Here is a 22,176-nt window from a genome sequence, read left to right as displayed (position 1 = left end):
CGTCTCGTCGTTGGTGATGTTGTTTAGCTGGCGCGGTTCCGGCCGTTCAACGACGAGACGCGAATACGCGTCTCTACACCGGTCCGGGGCAGCACGCGGCGACCGGCCCGACGGCTCCAAAAAGCCGCCGGACCAGCCAAACTGCCCCTACTCCACCACGGCCTGCTTGCTGGCCGAGCGGCCGAACCGGGTGGGGAAATACATCAGCTCGGCTTTGGCGGGGTTGAGGGTGTAGCGGCCGCGGTAGCGCGGCTGCAGCGCCACCCGGAACGTGTGGCGGCCGATGGGCAGCACGTCGATGAAGATGCCGACCTGGTGGCGCAGGTATTCGCGGTGCACCTCGAAGAAGTTGCCGGGCGCTTTTTCGCCGTAGGAGCAGCCAGCCGGGATGGGCACTTCCAGCAGCACGTAGCGGGCTTCGGCCTTCACGTCCACGGTTACAAGCAGCTCGGCGGGCTGGCCAGCCTTCAGCAGCACGCGGCTGCCCTCCTGTCCGGCCAGCGTGCTGCGCACCCCAAACGGCGCGGCCACCGCCACCGGCGCGGCATTCCAAAACGACTGATACGCCGTGGCATACACCGGCAGGCCGCCTTCCTTGCGCAGCACCAGCGGCCCGGCCCCGGCCGCCACGATGGTGTCGAACGGAAATTTGCTTACCTGCTGGCTGAGCGCGCCGCTGAGCTGGGCGCGGGCCATCAGGCCCTGAGAACCAGCCACCAGCAGGTCGGGCACGATGGTTTCCAAGATCAGGGCGGCTTCGTAGGTGCTGCCCCAGTGGCTGGCGCTGCGGCGCTGCTGCAGCAGGTAGGTCCGGATGCGGGTCAGCTCGGCTTCCTGGCCGCCGCGGGCGCGCAGCAGGCGGTAAGCCAGCAGCGTATTGGCGGTGCGGTCGGGCAGCAGGTAGCGGTAGAAAGCGCCGTCGCGCAGCGTATCGGCATAGAACACGCCGCCCAGCTCGGTGCGCAGGCGGTAGCGGCGCAGCGTGTCCAGCTGAAACGGCAGGCCCAGCTGCTGGCGCAGGTTGGCCAGGGCCAGGTACCGGTCGAGGGGCTGGCGGACTTTTTTGCCCGCCGGGGCTTCGCGCTCCAGGCGCAGCACGTAGGTGCGGAAATCGGGCTGGGCGCCGAGGCGGTGCAGCAGCTGCAGCAGCCGGATTCGGTCGTCGTCGGACTGGAAATACAGGGCCTCGTAGCGCTGGCCGGTGGGCGTGGCGGCCAGCGCGGCACGGGCGGCGGCATCGGCAAAGGCCACGTCCAGCTGCCGCAGCAGGTAGCTGCGCAACGCGTCCCGGTCGAGCTTCACGGCGTAGCCCTGCTGAGTGGCTTCCAACAGCGCTTCTACCACGTGCAGCGTGGCCCAGGGGCTGACGGCCGCGCCGGGCCAAGTGCCCCACAGGCCTTCGGGCTGGTGGCGGCCGCGCAGCAGGTGCCGGATCAGGCGGTTCACGTCCTTCTCCCCCTCAAATGGCTGCTTGAGCTGCTCGCGGATGCGCTGCTCCAGCAGCAGGGTTTTCAGCTTGGAAGCGGCCTGCTCGTTGCACAGATAGGCGTAGCGCTGCACGTGCCGGATTTCGTCGAGGAGCGTGGGCAGCGGGTCGCTTTCCAGGCGCACCGTCACGGGCCCCAGCTCGGGCCGGATGGGCAGCGTGAGGGTGGTGTCGGTGGCGGTGAGTACGGCGAAAGTGCCTACCCGCTCGCGGGTGCCGGCCGGCAGCACCGGCAGGTAGCGCAGCTCGCCGTCTTGGTAGCCGTTGGGCTGGGTGAGCTGGAAGCTGACCGCCACCGAATCGGGGCCGCCGGTGGGGGCCGTGATGGTGAGCGTGTCGAGGGTGGCGGTGGCTACCTGGTGGCGCTGGCTGCGGGCCGGCCCCTCGCCCACCCGGAAGCTGGTCGTGACCTGGGCGGTGTCGGGCAGGTAGTTGAGGGTTTTGCCGAGCAGCTGCGCCCGGTCGCCTTCGATGAGGAAGCGCGGCGCGGCCAGCTCGCCCAGCACGGCCTTGAAGGAGCGCATCAGGGCCGTGAAAGTGCCGGTGCGGGCGTGGTCGTCGGAGGCCAGCACGAAGGTGTCCCAGCCGGTGATGTCGTCGGGCACGATGACTTCGGTGCTAACCCGGCCCTGGGCGTCGGTGACGAGCGAGGGTCGCCACCAACCGGAATCCGAGAAGCGGCGACGCAGCGAGAGGCGCGGGTCGCGGCCGGCGGTGGGCTGGCCGTCGGGGCCGATGGCCACGGCCGGATCGGCATCGAAGCCCAGCGCCCTGCGGCCACCAATGCCGGATTTGGTGGTGATGACGATGACGCCGTTGGCGGCACGCGAGCCAAACGTAGCTGCCGCGGCAGCTCCTTTCATCACTTTCATCCCCGCAATATCGTCGGGGTTGATATCAGCCTGGTTGCCCGAAAACGGCAGCCCGTCCACAATCAGCAGCGGCGCCCCACTCCCGCTGAGCGTGCTGATCCCGCGGATCTGCACGCCCACACTGCTGCCCGGCTGGCCGTTAATGGAAACACCCGCCACCCGGCCCGACAGCGAGGCGCTGGCGATGGTAGAAACCGAGGCCGACAGGTTGCGGCGGCGCTGCTCCACTCCGAAGCCTACCACTACCACTTCACTTAGTTGTCTGGAATCTGTAGTTAAGCCCACCAGCATGTCACGCCCATCCAGCCGGTGCTCAGCTGATACGTAGCCGATGGAGGAAATCACCAGTAGGCCGCCGTCCGGCGGCACGCTCAGCTCGAAGCTGCCGTCGGCGTTGGTGCTGACACCGATGGTGGTGCCTTTGAGCAGCACCGTGACGCCGGGCAGGCCCTCGCCGGATTGCTTGTCTTCGATGCGGCCGCGCTGCACGCGCCAGCCCGGCTGCGGCACCACGGGCACTTTCACCTGCACTTCGCGGCGCTCCTCGCGGGCCGGGCTGACGGCAGTTGCGCGGGGCAGCCGCTCACGCACCAACTGTTGGAAGCGGCGGCGCAGCGCCCGGGCTACCGAGCCGGCCGGGAGCAAGTCCGCAGAATCCAGCTGCACGTAGGTGGCGCCGTTGGGCTGCACGCTGACTTCCGGGGCCGGGGCCAGCACGGTGCTGTCGGCCAGCAGCAGCGCTAGGCGGTAGCGGCCGGTGGGCAGCGCGTGGACGGTCTGGGGCAGGCCGCGCTCCAGCCGCACGAATTTGGGGTTGGCGGGCTGGGTGAGCAGCGTGTAGAGCACCGGCGGCAGCGTGGCAGGCTGGCGCCGGGCCGCGTTGGCGGCGGCTGGCACCGGCAGGCGCACGGTTAGCCGCCCCTGCCCGGCGGGCGTGGTTACGGGGTTGTTCAGCTCCGGCTCGGGGCTGTAGCTGCTGCGATAGTAGCCGGTGGCGGGCTGGGGCTTGAGGTCGGCTTCGGTGTAGGCGAAATCCTGGAACGGCAGCACCCCGAAGCTGGTGGCCTCTCCCAGGCGGCCAAACTCCGAGCCAGCCACGCAGCGCATCTTCAGCAGCCCCGCCCCGAAAGTGAAGCGGTAGTTGGGCTCCAGCAGGAACTTGCGCCGCAGCCCGTCGGAGCGGCGCAGCAGCACCGAATCGGGCCGAAAGGGGCCGGCGAGGTGGAAATCGGCGCGGTCGTAGCGGTTGTAGCTGCTGTAGCTGAAGCGGCGCGTGGAAGCGCCGGCCACCGGCACCGGGCGGCCCGCGCCGAGGGGCTGCAGGCGGTTGCCCTGGCGCAGCAGCACCTGCTCGTCGTAGTCGCGCTTATCGATCAGCAGCAGAAAGCGTTGCAGCTGCTGGCGCTCGGCCTCGGTGAGCGGGCCGCGCTTCTCCACCGTCAGCTCGTGGCAGGGTTGATTGGGGTCGATGCTGAGCGTGAGTTTGTGCAGGTGGCGCAGCCGCACCCCGCGCAGCGTCACGAGGCGGTTGGGCGTGCGGACAGCCACGGCGTGCTGGCCGCTGTCGGCCACCAGCGCAAACGGCTCCTCACCGTTGACGCCAGCCACGTACACCGGCACGCCATCCACGTACACGGCCACCGCCGTCTGCACCCGCCCCGAGTCCACCACGAACGGCGAAATCTGGGTGATGCCGCCCGGCGCAAGCTGGTACTCGTGGAACGTGCCGTATTCCGGATACAGAAACTGGTAGAAGCGCAGCGAGTCCAGCCCGAGGCGCTGCCGCCACGCGCCCCAGATTAGCGGCTGCTGCCCCGGCCGCTCGGCCTGATTTTCGAAGCCGGCCCCCAGCCGGAACCGCCGCAACGACAGCCGCCCGGCCACGGCCGGTTCGAAATCGGGGATTTCCGGGGCTTCGTCCACTTCAAACTTGCTGGTGTGGGCGTAGGCCGTGAGGTCGGCGCGGGGCACGGGCCGCCCGCCGCCATCCGTGACGGTGTACTGCAGCCGCACCCGCTGGCCCGGGTACACCACCTCGGGCTGGTCGGCTTGGATCAGCAGGCGGTGCTGGGGCAGCGGCACGTTGTACTCGGCCGTCAGCAGCTGCCCGCCCCAGAAATAGTGCACCGACACGTACCACGGCTCCGGGCCCGCGGCGGCCGTTTGCAGAGCAAAATCCGGCCCGTAACCGCGCTGCACCAGCGTGTTGCCGCGGTAGAGGTAGTACCAGAACGGCAGCCGGCGCGGGTTTTCCACAGCCAGCCGGATGGAGTCGGTGGTGCGGTCGGAGCGCAGCAGCAGGCCGGCGTTGGCTTCGTGCAGGGTGAGCTGGGTTTCGTGGCCGGCGGCGTCGAAGAGGCGGTAGCGGGTGGCGCGGGCGTCGAGCGGGCGGGCCAGCGGCAGCGCCACGGTTTCGCGGCGCAGCGTGGGCACCTGGAGGTAGTTGAGGGACTCGGTTTCGAGAGTAGCCGTGGCCGGTTGGCTGCTGCCGCGCACTGCGTAGCGGGCCAGCAGCGAATCGTGGCGCAGCTCCAGCAGCAGCTCGCCGGGGTCGAGGGTGTAGCTGACGGCCTGGGCCTGGGTGCGGCGCTCGTTGTCGGAGTTGAGGAAAGTGGCCTGCACCGAGTACGTGAGGTTGGCGGCGGGCAGCGCGGTTTCGGGCAGGTTGAGGCGGGTTTCGCCGGTGGCATCGAGGGGTTGGGCGCGGGTCCAGAGCGTGTCGGGCACAAACACCTGGCGGCCAAGGAAGGCCCCTACCCCGGCCGGCGTCACGCTCAGGCGCACCCGCGCATCGAGCAGGTTGAGGTCGTTGGCGTCCTGGCCGCGCAGAAACAGGGCCTGCGGCGTGCCGCGCCGGTGGGGCGTTTCGGCAGCCCGCAGCGTGTAGCGGGTGTTCTTCAGCTCGTAGTCTTCCAGCCGGAAGCTGCCGCTAGCCAGCTGCTTGCCCGCGTCGCCGGGTTCCAGCAGCCGGACGCGCACAGTCTGGTCGGCGCGCAGATTCAGCGTATCGCTCAGGGGCAGCGTGTACTCGTAGGAGCCGGGGCGCACGGGCTTCAGCACCGCCAGCGGCCGGATTTTGGCCTGATGGTCGCCGGTGAGCCACAGCTCCAGCGGACGGTTGTAGGGCTGGCCGTCGCGCTGGCGCAGGATGCGGGCTTTGAGGCGCAGCGTGTCGTGGGTGGGGCGGTACAGGGGCTTGCTGAGGGCGAGGTAGCTCACCCATTCGTCCTGGCGGCGGCTCTGGCGCTGGTCGCGCACGTCTTCGCTGAACACCGAGCGCAGCAGCCCCACCAGCCCGGTAGTATTGTACGAGGGGTGTCGCAGCTGAAAATACAGGCTGCGCACCGGCCGGGTGAGGTAGCCCAGCGGAAAGCCATACACCACCCGCCGCCAGCCCCAGACCGGCCGCCGCCGTTCCCCACTCGGAAACGTCTGTTCCAGCGCGTGAAACGTGGTGCGGCCGGCGTGCTCCACGGCCAGCAGCCCGGCGCGGCCGGCTTTGCCGGGCAGGCGGTAGCTGCGCGTGGCGGCATCAAACGGCACCAGCTGCCCTTTGGGCAAGCTCACGCGGGCGTCTTCGAGCAGCCGGCCCAGCGAGTCGCGCACCAGTAGCGTGAGGTCGGTCTGGTTGTCGAGCAGCGTGAGCTGGCGGTCCGTGACGGCACGCAGCCAGTACACCAGCTGGGCGCCTTCGGTGTGGGCCACCAGGTAGTAGCCGGGCGGCAGCGGCCGGCGCCGGCCAAGGGCGGCGCTGTCGGTCGGAAACGAGTCGACGGGCTGGGTGAAGAACTCGGGCCGGGCCCGGCTGAGGTCGGTTTCGTAGAGCTGCCGGGTCTGGGCGTCGGTGAGGCGGAAGACTTTGGTAAGGTAGCTGCGCTGGCGGGCGGTGGCTAGGCGCTGCTGGGCGGGCAGATGCAGCGGCAGCGCAAGCAGCAGCAGGCAGAACAGGGCGCGTAACGGTAGGAACATAAGCAGGGACGGATAGAGTGTTTCCCTGCTGATGCCGCCCGGCCCCACATTCCACACCGCGCCGGTAGGCGGCGGCGGCTGTTGGGGTCGAAACCGGCAAAATCTCGTTTAGAAAGAATACTTTTTTGGCATCATTCGAAGAGCTAACGAGCACAATGGCAAGAATATGCCCCCATTTCGTCCCGCAATGCAATTTTCTGCACAAACGCTCAGTTTTAACGGCACACCAACGCTGCTTGCCTTATGTTCAGGATCCTGCTGCTGTTTTTTGCCCTGCTGCTCGTGAGTGGCGCCGAGCCCTCCGAAGCCGCCCGGCCTACCGCCTACGCCCGCGCCAAAATGAAAGGCCGCACCTTCACGCACCGTCCCTTCTACAAAAGCTACAAGGGCCGCAAAAGCCACAAGAAGAAGCTTTTCCGCTTCGGCCAGAGCGGCCGAAGCAAAGCCAAGTATTCCAACAAGCGCACCGGCCGGCTCTAGGCCAGCCGGACGCCCCACCGAAAAAGCCCGCCGTGCAGTCAAGCTGCGCGGCGGGCTTTTTCGTGTGCGGTTTACTCTTTGTTCTGGTAAAGCGCCTCACCCCCCGGCCCCCTCTCCCGTGGAGAGGGGGAGCCTAGCGATTAGGTGAATTTTGCGGCACTCAGCGCCGAATATTCTTCGACCAACTCAGTATGTGAGCCCTGACCGCCGTCTACGCCACCTGCGCCGCGTACCACGCCCGCCGCACCTGCACCAGCCGGGCTTCGGCGGCGGCCCGGTCGGGGGTTTCGGGCAGCGCAGAGGCGGCAAACGCGGCTTCTACGCGCGCTACCAGAGCTTCGGCCTCGGCTACCAGCTGCTCGTACTCGAACTCGCCGCGGCGGATTTGCAGCAGGAACTCCCGGTTGGGGCGGCGCACGTGCAGGCGGCCGGTAGTGGCAATTTCCTCGGCCATGCCCAGCAGCCGGAACACGTGCAGCATATTCTTGGCGTCGTAGTTTTTGCCGTGCTGCACGGTGTTCTGGTACCGCTCAGGGTTGCGCTTCTGCTCCCACTCCTGGTACTCCCGAAACACGCGGCAGTAGGTGCTATAGCCGTTGCGGTTGAAGCTTAGGTACGCCACGGGCACCTCCCCCTTCGGCACGGCCGAAAGCAGCACGTCCTGGGAGGTTTCCGCGTCACGCAGCAGGCCCCGGTAGCCGTGGCGGCCATCGGGCGTTTCGTCCACGAACAGGGCGTACAGGTCGTGGAGGTGGTTCACGTTGGCCAGGCCGCACTGCGTAGGCAAGTAGCCGCGCCGTTCCAGCCAGGTGGCTACCGGCTGTGCCCCGGCTCCCACGGTCACGTAGCAGAAATCCAGCACCGACTTACGGGCGGGCGGCTCGGGGTGGTTGATTTTCTTGTTGAGGCCCTTGGCTTTGCGGATCTGGGCCACGGCGTACTCAGCGAAGCTCTGGCGGCACAGCTGCGAGAGGAAATCCTCGACCCGAAACGCCTCAAACAACGGGTGCCGCAGCCGCACGCAATCCTCGGGCGAGGCCAGCAGCTCCAGAGCCGTAGGGTTACTTTTGAGCAGCAGCTCCACGAAGCGGCGCAGCTCGTAGTACACCTCGTCGTTGGTGGCGTTAGTCACCTGGGGCACGTAGTCGAGGCCGTAGAACTCGGTTTCGGGCAGGATGAACACGCCCTTCAGATCCACGTCGGAGTGGGGCAAATCGGTGCCGTAGGCGCGGCTGCCGCTCAGGGCCTCAAACAGAATCAGGCCCCGCTGGCGCAGGTCGTCGATAGTCAGCATATTGCCACTAATGTAACCCCATTGATTCAGGATGTCGGCTACCCTTGTACAACTGCGGCCCACACAGGAGGCCGATTTACCGCACCTCTTCACGTTTCAGCTGGATGCCGAAGCCTGCCGCCTGGCCGCCTTCGTGCCCGCCGAAAACGCTGACCAAACCGCCTACCTCGCCAAATTCCGCCGTTTTCTGCTCAACCCCACCATCCACATGCAAAGCATTCTGGTAGACGGGGAGCTGGCAGGCAGTATCTCCAAGTCTGAAATCGAAGGCGACGCCGAAATTACGTATTGGCTGGACAGGAGCTTTTGGGGCCGGGGTGTGGCCACCGCCGCGCTGCGGCAGTTTCTGGAGCTGGAGCCAGCCCGCCCCCTGCACGGCCGGGTCGCCTTCGACAATTTAGGCTCCCGAAAAGTGCTGGAAAACTGCGGCTTCGTGCAAATCGGTACCGATAAAGGATTCGCCCCCGCCCGGCAGATGGAAGTGGAAGAGGTTATCTACCAGCTGTAGCGCGAAGCCTTTGCTTCGCGTTTGCCTGAACAGCCGAATAAACCGACTGATTTCGCAACGAAACGCGAAGCAAAGGCTTCGCGCTACAGCCAGGCCCGGAACACGCTGTCCAGCGCCGGCGTGGGGTTGGGCTGGTGCGGGACGGGCAGGGTGGCGCGGGCAATCTGGGCCGTATCGTATTCCTGCTGCAGGTAAGCCACCAGCGCCGCCGGCTGGGGCACGGTGGTTTTCTCGTCGGCGGTGGCTTTGCGGGCGAGCAGCGCGTTTACCGCGTCGTTCAGGTCCGGCGGCAGCAGCGCGCGCAGTTGGGCAAATTCCATGGGCGGCACTTGGTCAGGATAACGCTGAATCCAGCGGGCGGCCAGGGCCGAGCGCAGGGCGTAAAACAGCCGCTTGAGGCGCACCTGCTCGCCGGTCAGGTCCTCTTCCACCCCGCGCCGCAACTGGCCTAGGTAGTGGTGCAGGCCGGCCCGGGGATTCCAGCAGGCGGGCAGCAGCGCCTGCAGCGCCGCCCGAAACCCGGCCGCCTCCCGGTACACCACTGGCGACTGAAGCCACTCCAGCAGGGCCGCGTTGGAGCCGCGCAGCAGCTTCAGCGTCTTGCGCAGCTCCCAGCCACCCAAATCCAGCTCGTCATCGACGGGGAAGCTGAGCGTGTCGGGGCCGTCGTCGAGGGTCAGGTACCAGTCGGCCGCATGGCAGTAGATGAAGCGCACGTCGTAGTCGGAATCGGGCGAGGGAAAACCCCAGGCCCGGCTGCCCGACTCGCAGGCGTACAAAACGCGGATGTTATGCGTGGCTTCGAGCTGGGTGAGGGCGGTCTGGATGCGGGCGTGCACGGGAATGTCAATAAAATGGCTGGCCTAAAGGTATCAGGGAACAAGTGCCCATATTGGGGAAGCCATCTGTTTTTTTCGATGTTGTGCCGCGTATCGTCCGCTGGCAGCAGGCGGTGTGGCCGTGTACTTCTGCCGCTTCAGCCTTCGTCTACCTACTTATGCCTTTTATGCGCCGTTTCGTATTCGTTGTCCTGCTTCTGACCACCAGTTGCACCAACCGCTTGACGCGGGTAGAGCAAGTGCAACTGATTACGCAGGACCTCGACAACTTCTGGGCCGCGTATCCGGCGGCTCTGCGCGACACGGCCCAGGCATACCGGATATTCCAGGAACAGTATTTCGCCAAGGCCTCGCCCGGCCTGCGCGATTATTACGCCCGCAAGTACCAGAACGACCCGGTGCGGTTTGCCCGGCGCATCACCCAACGGCCCCGCTACTACGCCTCCATACGTCAAACCACGCTGGCGGTAGCCGCCCAGAAACCGCAGATTATAGCGGCCCTCCGGCAGTTTCAGGCGCTTTATCCGCCGGCCCGTTTTAGCCACATCTATTTTCTGATGGGCGGATTCGCGGGCAGCACGGCCCAACCGCCGGGCCTGCTTATCGGGCTCGACCAAACAGCCAACGGCCCCGGCGTGGACACCTCGGAGCTGACCTTGGTGCAACGCAACCGCTGCGGCCCCATCACGGATCTGCCCAGCCTGATAACCCACGAAATGGTGCACAACGTGCAGCAGCCTAACGATGGCACGCTCCTCGGCGCGGCCATTCGAGAAGGCATGGCCGACTTTGTGGCAGAGCTGGTGACCGGAACGCTGGGCAACAACGCCCGGCTGCACACCTACAGCAATGCCCACGAGGCAGCACTGTGGCGCGCTTTTGAGCAGGAAATGCACGGCACCGACACCCACAACTGGCTGGCCAACAGCACGCAGGAAACCACCGAAAAGCCCTGCGACCTGGGCTACTATGTGGGCTACAAAATCTGCCAGGCCTACTACACCAAATCTGCCGACAAAAAGCAGGCCCTGGCCACGATGCTCACCACCCACGATTTCCCGGCCTTCCTGGCCCGGAGCGGCTACGCCGAAAAACTCCGCCCCCAATAGAAGCAGAAGCCTCGAGTACCCTTGCATTTCCGGCCGCGCGCTTGCCTTTGCAGGCGTGGCGGCCGTCAGCCCCACCCCGCGCCTTTGTGTCCGCTGCTGCTCATCGCCCGGGCCGCTGCCTTTTGGCCTTCCTGCTGCTGGCCTTGGTCGACTGACATCCCAAGCCCGCCACTACCAAAACAACTGCCGCCACTGCCCCCACGGCGCCAACTCCACCGGCCGGCACCAGGTTGCTAAAGTAGCAGCGGCGCTGAAGTGGTTGAAGAAGCAGGAAAGCCGGTAGTCTGGCCGTTGGGAAAAGTGCAGGAGGGATTCGGGAAGAATTTCATTCATGGTGACAGGTACAGTACCGGATCAATGGATACTCAGTCTTTCTACTTTCGGCCAGGACGAATGCAGGTCGTTCTTCTCCCCAAGCATCACGCCCGTCTTGTCGCTTTGTAACAGAAGTCAATAGCATATGCCGCCTGTTACCGCCTGCAAATGACATTTCGTACGCAGTATATGGCACCTGGACAGCGCAACTATACCACATCGTGTCCCGCAAGCGGTTCTTGTTGGAATCGGTAACGCTGCAGTAGGTTTCGACAAAGGAGTTCGCCCCACGAATACGCAATGTTGCACGCACTTTTTCCAGGCTTGATTCGCCTACTATCAGACTATCACCATTGACAACTAACCCGAGGGGCGCTATTTCCCGGACCTCCGCCGCCTTATTGCAGGCTAAAAAGAGCGTACTCCCAACGTATAGCAGAAGCTTATAAGAGGCCACAGTCGATAAGGTTCTAAGCTGCTTGAGAAGTAATGGGAATTGAGAAAAGCACCATGCTTACCAGCCGGAGCCTGCCGAAACGCCGCTACCACTTTGCCTGTACAAGTTCAACGAAGCAGTAGCGATGCTTCGGCAGGCTCAGCATGCCGTGCCTGAGCCCACCGTCTTTTCCACCCTACAGCCGCGGGTCCACGGCTTCGCTTTCCAAGGCCAGCACGCCGAATACGCACTGGTGCACTTCGCGCAGCGGGGCACCGGCCACGAACCGTTCCAAGCCTTCCACGCCCAGGGCAAATTCGCGCAGGGCCAGGTTGCGCTTGCTCTTCACGTTTCGCTCGCGCAGGCGCTCCAGGTTGCCGGGCAGCAGGTAGTCGGGGCCGTAGATGATGCGCAGGTACTCGCGGCCGCGGCACTTGAGGGCCGGCTGTACCAGCTGTTTCTGGCCCGCGGGGATGAAGTCGTAGGGCTTCACCACCATGCCTTCGCCGCCGGCCGCCGTGAGGTCCAGCCACCACTGGGTGGCGGCTTCCACGTCGGCAATATCCTGCAGGTGCACCACGCGGTAGGGCGTGGCGCGGAGCAGGCCTTCGTCGGCCAGGCAGATGGCGCGCAGGGTTTCCATGTGCCAGGCGTGGTCTTTGTCGAAGTAGGTGCGGCCCTCGGTGGCGAGCAGGTGGAACGGGGCCAGGCGCAAATCGGCAAGGCTGTCCACCGGCCAGCAGTAGCGGCGGTAGGCCTCGGCGTAGTGCTGGGCGGCCGACTGGCGGGCAGTGGTGCGGGCCAGCAGCGCCTCCGCCCCATCGAGGCCGCGGGCGGCGGCCTGGGTGAGGACGGCGGCGGCTTCGGGCAACGCGGCAGTAGCGGCGGCGGCCACGGCAGCGTACTGGTTTTTGATCAGCTCCTGGGCCTTGGCCGACCACGGAAGCAGCTCGGCATCCATGCACACCCAGTCGGTGCTGAACCGCTCCCAGAAGCTGCTGGCCGTGAGAGCATCCTGCAGGCGGGTGAGGAAAGCGGCTTCCAGCGTGGCATCGGTGAAGAAGTTGCGGCCGGTGCGGGTGTACACCTTGCCCGGCCCCTCGCCCACTACGCCGAAGCGGCGGCGGGCGGCGTCCTCACTGCGGGCCAAAACCACCACCACGCGGCTGCCCATGTGCTTTTCCTCGCACACCACCCGCTCCAGGCCCTGGCGGCGGAAGTAGTCGAAGGTTTCAGCGGGGTGCTCCAGCAGATCCGGCAGCGCCGAGGTTTCGGAGGGGCTCATGGTGGGCGGCAGGTACAGCAGCCACTTCGGATTCAGCGCAAACCGACTCATCACCTCCAGCGCCGCCGCCGCGTTTTCCTCCCGCACCGTCACCGATGGCAAGAGCCGCGTTTTGATAATCTGCTTGCCCAGCACGTCCTGCAAATCCAGCAGCTCATCGTTTTTTTGTTGAGCTGTTAGCTCTTGGCTGTTAGTTGTTGGCTGTTCGTCCTGTTCCGCTGGCGAAGAAGCTGACAACTCAGCCCGAAGCGGCCGGACCGGCTCGCAGTACACCTGCTGGGCGGGCACCGACACCAGCTCCCGCTCGGGGTAGCGCAGGGCGGTGAGGCGGCCACCGAACACGCAGCCCGTGTCGATGTCAAGGGTGTTGTTGAGCCATTCGGGGTCGGGTACGGGGGTGTGGCCGTACACTACGGTGGCCCGGCCGCGGTACTCCGAGGCCCAGTTGTAGCGCACCGGCAGGCCGAATTCGTCGATTTCGCCGGTGGTTTCGCCGAACAGCGCAAAGGCCCGCACGGCACCCGAGCCGCGGCCCTGCATTTCTTCGCGCATACCCGCGTGGGCTACCACCAGCCGGCCGCCGTCGAGCACATAGTGGCTCACCAGCCCATCCAGAAACTGCCGCACCTGGCTCTTGAACGCGTTGGATTCCGGGGCCAGCTGCTGCACGGTTTCGGCAAAGCCGTGCTTTTCATTCACCTGCTTGCCGTTGAGGTAGCGCAGCAGCTTGATGTCGTGGTTGCCGGGTACGCACAGCGCTAGGCCGTCCTGCACCATGCGCATCACCAGCCGCAGCACCTGGGGCGAGGCCGGCCCGCGGTCCACCAAATCACCCAAGAACAGAGCTCGACGACCCACCGGCGCTGTCACGCGTACGCCCAAATCCCGCACGTCCGTCACGGGCTCGGTTTCCACGGTGTAGCCCAGCTGCGCGAGCAGCGTCAGCAGCTCATCGTAGCAGCCGTGCACGTCGCCGATGATGTCGAAGGGGCCGGTTTCCTGCTGGCGGTTGCTGTAGAGCGGGTCGCGCTGGATGGTCTGCACGGCGTCAATTTCTTCGGGGCCGCGCAGGTGGTACACGTGGCGGAATCCCTCCTGCTTGAGGCTCTTGAGGCTGCGGCGCAGCTGCTGGCGCTGGTTCGGGATGACGTGGCGGCCCAGGTGCTGGCGCTCGGCGCGCTGGCGGTTGCGGTCCTCGGCCACGCGGTCGGGCACGTCGAGGACGACGGCGGTGGGCAGCACGTGGTAGTCGCGGGCCAGCTGAATCAGGGTCTTGCGGGCTTCGGGCTGCACGTTGGTGGCGTCCACCACCGTCAGCAAACCGCGCTTCAGGCGCAGCCCTACCAGGTAGTGCAGCAGCGCAAAGGCCTCCGGCGTGGCCGACTGGTCGTTCTCATCATCCGCCACCAGCGCCCGGCACTGGTCTGACGATACAATTTCGGTGGCCTGAAACAGCCGCCGAGCAAACGTGGATTTGCCCGCCCCAGACGTGCCGATGAGCAGGACGAGGGAGAGTTCGGGAAGCCTGAGGGAGGTGGTAGATTGGGGCATAGCTACTCAAAGCGAAGCAGGATACTAGACGGTAAACGGTGGTTCGGCGGCCTCTACCGCTCAAACACGGCCAGCTGCGAGGGCGCACCTACCTCGGCGGCTTCCGGGCCCAGCGGCTCCAGGCGCACCCGGTAGCCGTGACGCGCGGCCACGCCGGCGGCCCAGTCGGCAAACTCAGCCCGCGTCCACTCGAAGCGGTGGTCGTGGTGGCGGAAGTCGCCGGCCGAGAGGGTTTCGTAGCGCTGGTTGTAGTCGGCGTTGGGGGTGGTGATGAGCACGCTGCCGGGGCAGGCCCGGGCAAATACCACCTGCTCGAAGGCCGCCAGCCGGTTTTCGTCGAGGTGCTCGATGACTTCCACCACGGCCGCCGCGTCGTAGCCGGCCAGGCGGGCATCGTGGTAGAGCACCGAGCCCTGAGCTAGCGTCAGCCGCTCGCGCTGGCGCGGGGGCATTTCCGAGAGGTGCAGGCGCTGCCCGGCCCGCTCCAGTTCCCGCCAACTCACATCCAGGGCCAGCACGTGCTCCACCTGGGGCTGCAGCAGCAGCCGGCGCACCAGCTTGCCTTCGCCGCAGCCCAAATCCAGCACGCGCTTCGCCCCCAGCTCCCGGATTACCTCGGCCACGCGGTCCAGGCGCTGGTCGTGGAGCTTCTGGCCGGGATTTGCGGGCTGCGGGCTGTCAGGCGTCAGCTCAGCGGCGCGCTCGTCGTCCTCGGCATCTTTCTCCACGGCCAGCAGGCGCGCCAGCGTGGGGTTCACGTACTCGGCAAAGCGCAGGTAGCGGCGCGTGATAAACTCCCGCTCGGGGTGACGCGGCAGCCACTCGCCGCCGCGCAGCAGCAGCTTCTCGGCCTCGGCCGGCCCGATGTAGTAGTGCTTGTTGTTGTCGAGCACCGGCAGCAGCACGTAGAGGTGCGTGAGCAGGTCGCGCAGGCGCAGGGCGGGGTGGCGCAGCCGCAGCGTGTAGTAGCGGCTGTCGCCCCATTCCGGCCGGGTGGAGTCGAGCGGGTGCGCTTCGGTTTCGATTTCGTAGCCCAGCGGCGCAAACAGGCGGTGCAGCTGCGCGGGGCCGGCAGCAGGCACCACGGCCACGGAAACTTCCAGCGGCAGCAGCGCATCGGGCAGTTCGGGGCGGTCCTGGCAGGTGCCGTTCATGGCCGTGTTGAAGGCTTTGGCCAGGGCCGTACTCAGAAACGACGACGCCACGTAGGGCCGGTCGTTGACGTACTGGGCCAGCGCGAAACCCTCGGTGGCGGCGCCTTTCTGGCTGCGCACCAGCCCTACGGGGTCGATGTCGAGCAGCACGGCCACGGTGCAGCGCTCGGGCGTGGCTTCGGGGTAGAAGATGTGGGCCTGCCCGGCGGTGAGCTCCAGCGTCTGGAGGCGGGCGGGGTTCTTGTGCAGCAGGTAGCCCAGGTCGGTGGCGGGCTGGTGGGTGGTGGTAATGGTGAGCAGCATACGGCAGGCAGATAACGATAGAACACGGCCCCGCGGATGATTGCCGGGCGGGGCGCAAGATACGCAGCCGGCGGCCCGCCCGATACCCTCCGCACAGGGCCGCGCAGCCTTTCTCTGGCAGTGTCTTCACACCAGGTTAACTATTTGTAAACGACTATATAATATATAGCCAATCATACCGTAACACGGCCCCGATACTTTTGGGCATCCTTCCAGGGCGCCCTGCCGCCGCTTATTTTCCTGCCTGCACTATGCACACTCCTACCCTTTCGGCCCGCCTGCTGGCGGCGCTGGCCCTCTCGGCTTCGCTGGCCGCCTGCTCCGACGACAACGACGAGGCCTCGACCAACAGCGTCAAGCTCGACAACTACTCCGTGACGCCGGTGCTGGCCAAAACCCTACCCGGTTTCGAGAGCGTGAAGCTGTACTCGCTGATCAGCTCCGACGACAAGCTGGCCGCCTCGCCCGACTTCATGTTCGGGGGCTCGGCCGACGGCGCGGGCCTGCTGCGCAACCCCGACGGCAAGGGCTTCACCCTGCTGGTCAACCACGAAGACAACTTGGCCATTTCCCGGGTGCGCTTCGATGAAACCCTGCGCCCCGTCGGGGGCGAGTACCTGCTCAACTCCGACGGCGGCCGGTGGCGGCTGTGCTCGGGCACGATGGTGACGCCCGAGGAGCACGGCTTCGGCCCCTACTTCCTGAGCTCCGGCGAAAGCGCCGTGGACGCCCAGACCCACCTGATTCAGCCCTTCGCCGACAACAACACCCAAAGCACGCCCAAAGGGGTGCGGGGCCTGGGCTACTGGAGCGCCGAAAACGCCGTGCCTCTGCCCAAAACGGCCTACCCCGGCAAAACCGTAGTGCTCACCGGCGAGGACGCCTCCGACGCCACCGGCGGCCAGCTGGCCCTGTACCTGAGCAACGCCCTCGGCGACCTGGACGGCGGCCAGCAGTACATGCTGCGCCGGCGCGACCTGAACCAGCGCGAAAAGGACATGGCCACGGGCCAGCGGTACGACGTGGAATTTGTGGCCATCCCCGACTACAAGAACCTCACCGGCACGCAGATACAGGCCCAGGTTGACCCGCTGAAGGCCATCAAGTTTGGCCGGGTGGAGGACATCGACTACCGCAAGGGCAGCGGAGCCAACGGCCGCGAGGTGTACTTCAACGTAACGGGCCAGGACTTCACGGGTGTGAATGCCGACCAGAGCCGCACCAAGTGGGGCCGCACCTACCGCCTCGTGCTCAACGAGCAGAACCCGCTGCTGGGCACCCTGGAGCTGGTTCTCGACGGCGACGACCGCGCCGGCAAGGCGAAGGACTTCCAGAACCCCGACAACATCTGCGTGACCCAGAACTACGTGTATGTGCAGGAGGACTCGAACGGCTACGGCACCGAAACCCACGATGCCTACATCTACCAGTACAACATTGCCACCGGCGAGCTGAAGAAGGTGCTGGAGCTGGACCACCGCCGCACCGAAGCCGACAAGGACAAGTACAACGTGACGGGCACCGCCTACACGCCGGCCGCCTCCACCAAAGGCAGCTGGGAGTACGGCGCGCTGATGGACGTGTCGGACGTGCTGGGCCAGCCCAACACGTTTGCCCTCTGCATCCAGCCCCACTCCTGGCGCGCCCAGAAATACAAAGACGGCGGCGCCAAGCCCAACAACGGCAACGACCAGGCCAGCCAGGTGGTCATCCTGAGCGGCCTGCCCCGCTAAGCTCTGCCCTTGCTAGCTCCCGATTATTAGGGCCACTATCGTTAGCCGCTACACTTATCCGACTACGCTACCCACGCGCTGCTTCCGCCTCGGGAGCAGCGCGTTTTGCTGCCGGCACCGGGCCCGACACCCGCGCCTATTCAATTAACCCAAATGAGAAATCTGACATTTAACCATTTGGTATTTCTCTGATTTTCAATGAACAGAACTTTACCTCTACTCATCTCGGCCCTGGTGCTGATATGGGCAAGCTGCCAGCGGACCGGCCCGTCGGCCGCCGCTTCGGAGCCGGCCCCGACGCCGGCCGGGCTGGTGCTGGGCCAGTACCACCACCACGTGGCGCAGTTCGATTCGGCCGTGGCAGTGCTGCAGCGGGCGGTGGCCACGGGCCAGCCGGCGGCCCGGCAGCGGCGGGCGTTTCTGGCGGCGCGGCTGGCCTGGAAACGGGTGGAGCTGCTGGCCGAGTACTACAGCCCCTCCACCGCCAAAGCTCTCAACGGCCCCGCTCTGGGCGAGGTGGAGGAGTTCGACCAGCAGCAGCGGGTACGGGCTCCCGAGGGTTTGCAGGTGCTGGAAACGTACTTCTACCCTGCCCTCTACGCCCCGGCCCGCCGGCCCGAGGTGCTGGAGCAGCTAACCCTGGTGCACAGCAGCTTGCTAAGCCTGCGCCACGCCGCCGACGGCCTCACCCTCACCGACCGCCACGTATTCGACGCGGCCCGGCTGGAGGTGTTCCGGGTGATGACGCTGGGGCTGACCGGCTTCGACACGCCCGCCTCACCGGGGGCCGTGGCCGAGGCCGCCGCCGCGCTGGCCACCGTGCAGGCTACTGTGGCTCCTTACCAGCGCCGCCTGCCTGACCCCGCCGCCCGCCGCCTCGCGGCCCGCTTCGGGGCGGCGCTGGGCTACCTGCGCCGCCACCCCGACGCCGCCCGCTTCGACTGGCTCACGTTTCTGGCCCGCTACGCCGAGCCGCTCAGCCGGCAGCTGTGGGCCACCCAGCAGGCCCTGGGCATTCCGGCCTTCCCCGAAACCCGCGCCCTGCGGCCCGATGCGCCCTCGTTGTTTGCCCCCGATGCATTTGAGCCGGCGGCCTTTGCCCCCTCCACCACCGCGCGGCCGGTTCCGGCGCAGGTGGCGCTGGGCCGCCAGCTATTCTTTGACCCCGTGCTGTCGGGCAACGGCAGCCGCAGCTGCGCCAGCTGCCACCAGCCCGCCCGCGCCTTCACCGATGGGCAGGCCCGCAGCGTGGCCTTCGGGGCCGGGGGCGGTGGCCCGCAACGCGCCCACCCTGCTCAACGCCGCCTTGCAGCGCACCCAGTTCCACGACGGCCGGGTGAGCTTCCTGGAAGACCAGGCCGCGACCGTGCTGGCCAACCCTACCGAAATGCACGGCTCGATGGCCGCCGCGGCCCGGCTGCTCACGCGCAGCCCCGCCTACCGAGCCGCCTTTGCCCGGGCTTTCGCCGCCGCGCCCGCCGCGCCCGTGCAGGAGGCGCAGTTGAAGGCCGCCCTGGCGGCCTACCTCCGCTCCCTGGTGCGCCTGAATTCGCCCCTCGACCAGTACCTGCGCGGCGACACCACGGCGCTGGGGCCGGCGGCCCAACGCGGGGCCAACGTGTTTCTGGGCAAGGCCAAATGCGCCACCTGCCACTTTCTGCCGCTGTTCAACGGCACCGTACCGCCCGGCTTCGAGCGCAGCGAAAACGAAGTCCTGGGCACCCTGGCTGCCCCCAACCGCCTCCGCCTCGACGCCGACCCCGGCCGGGCCGGGGCCACCGGCATCCAGTGGCAGCAGCACGCCTTCAAAACGCCCACCCTGCGCAATATCGCCCTCACCGCGCCCTACATGCACCAGGGCACTTACCGCACCTTGGCCGAGGTGGTGGAGTTCTACGACCAGGGCGGCGGCGCGGGCCGGGGCCTCACGGTGCCCAACCAAACCCTCCCGCCCGACCCGCTCCACCTCACCCCCCGCGAGAAGCAGGACCTGATAATCTTCCTCCACTCCCTCACCGATACCACCGGCCTCCGCCGCGAAACCCCGCGCAGCCTCCCTGCCTTCCCCACCAAGCTGGCCCACCTCAACCAGCGCCCCGTAAGCGGCCGGTACTAAATGGTCAGGCCCATCGTTATCAAGTAACCCAAATTGCGGACAGTAAAACCAGAGCTAGAGAGCTAATTCCCCTCCTTGGAAAGGAGGGGACTAGGGGTGGTTGGCAATCGTTGAACAGCAACTAGAAACTAGTTCTAGCATTGTTCTAACGTAAGGTCAACCACCCCTAGCCCCTCCTTTCCAAGGAGGGGAACTAGCTTTTAACTCTAGACCTTGTTCTCCACAAGTCAGGTAATAAGACACACTACTACCTAAGCTGCCAGCACGGTGTAGAGACGCAATACCTTGCGTCTCATCGTTGCACGAATGGCTTCAACAGATCAACCCCAGCGGAGCTAACGACGAGACTCCAACTATTGCGGCTCTACCCCATCGAAACTGCTTTCAACGCAAAACGCCCCGACCACAACCGGCCGGGGCGTTTCGTTTGGGGCGGAGGCGGCAGTTAGCGCACCACCAGCTTCGAGCTGGCCCCGTCTTCGGCGCGCAGCACGTACACGCCCGGCGCGAGGCCGGCGGTTTCCAGCTGCAGGGCTTTGGTCAGCGTGCGGACGGGGCGGCCCAGCACGTCGTGGAGGAGGCCGCTCACTGGCCGGCTCAGCTGCACCTGCCCGCCCTGGCTCGGGTTGGGGTACAGGTACAGCGGCGCGGCTGTGCGGGCAGTGGCCGTGCTCAGCGGGCCGCGCAGGCCAATCTGGTACACGGCCACGGTGCTGCTGATTTCGTTGGCCAGAATCAGCAGCGGCGCGCCGGTCGGGCTGTTGGCGGCCGACACGAATACCAGCCCCTCGGGGCCCTGGTCGCCGGTGCCGGCGGTCAGGCTGCGGTTGTTGATGTACTGCACCAGCCGCGGGTTGGCGGGGTCGTTTACGTTCATCACCAGCACGCCGCCCTGGCGCTCCAGGCTGATGAAGGCGTAGGTGGTGTCGCGAATCACACCGATGGCGGCACCTTCGGGCTCGGGGCCTTTGTCGTCGGAGCGGTTTTTCCGGGTGGGCGCTTCGTTGGCGCCGTTGCTGGCGTTGAAGATGCCGCCGAACGTGGGGTCGGTACTGGTGAGCCGCTCCAGCAGGTCGCCGCTGTCGTGCACGAGGGCCCCGGTGGTGGCGTTGAGGATGCTGAACGAGCGGCCCCCGAACGCATAAATCTGGTCGAAGTCGCCGTCGCCGTCGGTGTCGCCCAGCTTATTGGTCACATTCAGGCGGCCCAGCACGCTATTGTTTTTCAGCAGCGCGGCCTGCGGGAAAGCCGTGGGGTCGAGCGGGTAGGCGGCATTGCCGAGGCGCACGGCCTCCACCAGCCCGCCGGTGCCGGAGTATTCGCGGGCATCCCCCTCGTTGGCGGTCAGCAGGTAGCGGCCCCCTCCCAAAGCGGCGGGCAGCTCGAAGGAAGCAATGGCGTCGGGCTGGCGCATGCCGCGTACCGGCCAGTTGGCCATAAGCACGTCGGCCGACTGGTCGGAAGCGTCGAAGCTGAAGCCGGGCTGGCTGTGGTCCTGGTAGCCGATGGGCCGCAGGGCCGTGAACTGCAGCGTAGCCAGATCCAGCGTGGCCACGGCGTTGTTTTCCTGCAGGCCAATGTAGGCCGTGCGCGAATCGGCCGATATGGTCACGTATTCCGGCTCCAGATCCTGCGCTACGGAGCTGGCCGGGCCACCCGCCGGGCCGCCGTAGATGCGGATGCCGGCCGCCCGCAGTGCGGACGCCTGGGCGTTGAAGCTGCTGAAATCAACGGTCGTCACGTTGGCTTGCGTCAGGTTGGCAATGGGGCCGCTCACGTCCACCACCGTCACCGAGCCGAGCGGGTCGTTGGAGTAGGTTGCGTTAGGCTCGCCTTCGTTGGCCGTCAGTAGGTAGCGGCCATCCGGCGAGAAGGTTATCATATCGGGCAAAGCCCCCGCCGTCACCTGCTTCAGGAAGTTGCCGTTCTGGTCGAAGAACACGATTTTCCCGGCGTTCTGCAGCACAGCATCTTCCACCGCGCAGGCCACCAGGCCGTTGCGCACGGCCACGGAATTGATGCCGCCGTAGGGAGCCATGCTGATGGACGCCAGCGGGGTAATGGTACCCGGCGTGGCGAAATTGAGAATGTCGAGCTTGCCGCCGATGGAGTTGGCCACGTACAGGCGCTGCGTGCTCGGGTCGTGGGCCACAATTTCAGCGGAGTTGATTTGCACCGGCGGGGTGGCCGTCGTGAAAGCCACCCCGTTCTGGTAGCTGCCCAGCAGATTCAGGCGCAGGTTGCCGGCACGCGGGGGCGCCTGCGTGTCGTTGTCTTTGATATACACCAGCACCTCGGTGAAACCAGCCGTCAGGGTGGCGTTGGCGGGGTTCTGCAGGCGCAGCGTGAAATACTCGGCCCCTTCCGCCAGCACATCATCGGTGAGCGGAATGGTCAGGATCTGGTTGGCCGTGGCGCCGGCCGGGAAGGTCAGCGTCTGGGGGGCGGCGTAGGTGAAATCAGTGCCGGCCGTGGCCGTGCCCAGGCCGGGCACCAGCGCCACCTCCACGGTGCTGGCCGCCGTGCCGGGGTTGGTGACGGACACCGGCACGCTGACCGTCCCCGCGTTTTCATTGGCTACCGCCGTGACGGCGGTGAAGCGCAGCGCGGGGGTGGTCTGGGCGGCGGCCGTGCCGGCCAGTGCCAGGCAAAGCAGTCCGGCGGTAGCTCCCGAAAGTAAAGTTTGACGCATCCTTAAACAGGCTAAGTGAATGATGCGCCAAAGC

10 protein-coding genes and 1 pseudogene are annotated in these 22,176 nt (G+C 66.4%); 5 read left to right on the top strand and 6 right to left on the bottom strand.

From position 1 onward, the window contains the following. Window positions 1–147 precede the first annotated feature (147 nt). Complete coding sequence (locus N008_RS16300; RefSeq protein WP_044017478.1) at window positions 148–6,327, bottom strand: carboxypeptidase-like regulatory domain-containing protein; 6,180 nt, start codon at window positions 6,325–6,327, stop codon at window positions 148–150. 243 nt (window positions 6,328–6,570) lie between these two features. On the opposite strand from N008_RS16300, the gene N008_RS16295 reads away from it, so the two are divergent. After that, the gene (locus N008_RS16295) at window positions 6,571–6,807 is read left to right on the top strand and encodes a hypothetical protein (protein WP_044017477.1); all 237 of its coding nucleotides are present in this window, start codon (window positions 6,571–6,573) and stop codon (window positions 6,805–6,807) included. Window positions 6,808–7,018: 211 nt separating this feature from the next. On the opposite strand, the gene N008_RS16290 is transcribed toward N008_RS16295, so the two are convergent. Next, window positions 7,019–8,101: a DNA polymerase beta superfamily protein gene (locus N008_RS16290; protein WP_044017476.1), complete on the bottom strand. Its 1,083-nt coding sequence runs from the start codon at window positions 8,099–8,101 to the stop codon at window positions 7,019–7,021. A 31-nt stretch (window positions 8,102–8,132) separates the two neighbouring features. Between N008_RS16290 and N008_RS16285 the strand changes: the two genes are divergently transcribed. Beyond that, the gene (locus N008_RS16285; protein ID WP_044017475.1) at window positions 8,133–8,609 is read left to right on the top strand and encodes a GNAT family N-acetyltransferase; all 477 of its coding nucleotides are present in this window, start codon (window positions 8,133–8,135) and stop codon (window positions 8,607–8,609) included. 83 nt (window positions 8,610–8,692) lie between these two features. On the opposite strand, the gene N008_RS16280 is transcribed toward N008_RS16285, so the two are convergent. Continuing rightward, complete coding sequence (locus N008_RS16280; protein WP_052381644.1) at window positions 8,693–9,448, bottom strand: DNA polymerase beta superfamily protein; 756 nt, start codon at window positions 9,446–9,448, stop codon at window positions 8,693–8,695. A 167-nt stretch (window positions 9,449–9,615) separates the two neighbouring features. Between N008_RS16280 and N008_RS16275 the strand changes: the two genes are divergently transcribed. Beyond that, window positions 9,616–10,557, top strand: a complete 942-nt coding sequence (locus tag N008_RS16275) for a DUF2268 domain-containing putative Zn-dependent protease (protein ID WP_197062879.1) — start codon at window positions 9,616–9,618, stop codon at window positions 10,555–10,557. 947 nt (window positions 10,558–11,504) lie between these two features. Here the strand turns inward: N008_RS16275 and N008_RS16270 are convergent. Next, window positions 11,505–14,144: a polynucleotide kinase-phosphatase gene (locus N008_RS16270; protein WP_044017473.1), complete on the bottom strand. Its 2,640-nt coding sequence runs from the start codon at window positions 14,142–14,144 to the stop codon at window positions 11,505–11,507. 53 nt (window positions 14,145–14,197) lie between these two features. Beyond that, window positions 14,198–15,601: a 3' terminal RNA ribose 2'-O-methyltransferase Hen1 gene (locus tag N008_RS16265; protein WP_044017472.1), complete on the bottom strand. Its 1,404-nt coding sequence runs from the start codon at window positions 15,599–15,601 to the stop codon at window positions 14,198–14,200. A 251-nt stretch (window positions 15,602–15,852) separates the two neighbouring features. On the opposite strand from N008_RS16265, the gene N008_RS16260 reads away from it, so the two are divergent. Together N008_RS16260 and N008_RS24295 are read left to right on the top strand one after the other, a co-directional pair. After that, complete coding sequence (locus N008_RS16260) at window positions 15,853–17,334, top strand: hypothetical protein (protein ID WP_044017471.1); 1,482 nt, start codon at window positions 15,853–15,855, stop codon at window positions 17,332–17,334. A 198-nt stretch (window positions 17,335–17,532) separates the two neighbouring features. Further along, window positions 17,533–19,450 (top strand): annotated as a pseudogene (locus N008_RS24295) (cytochrome-c peroxidase). A gap of 445 nt (window positions 19,451–19,895) precedes the next feature. Here the strand turns inward: N008_RS24295 and N008_RS16250 are convergent. Beyond that, on the bottom strand, window positions 19,896–22,142 hold the full coding sequence (locus tag N008_RS16250; RefSeq protein WP_052381641.1) for a choice-of-anchor I family protein: 2,247 nt from the start codon (window positions 22,140–22,142) through the stop codon (window positions 19,896–19,898). Between the last annotated feature and the right edge of the window lie 34 nt (window positions 22,143–22,176).

It is taken from the genome of Hymenobacter sp. APR13, assembly GCF_000737515.1.
Classification (GTDB): domain Bacteria; phylum Bacteroidota; class Bacteroidia; order Cytophagales; family Hymenobacteraceae; genus Hymenobacter.
Note: the sequence above shows the minus strand (reverse complement) of the source record. Positions and strands in the feature narration are given on the sequence as shown.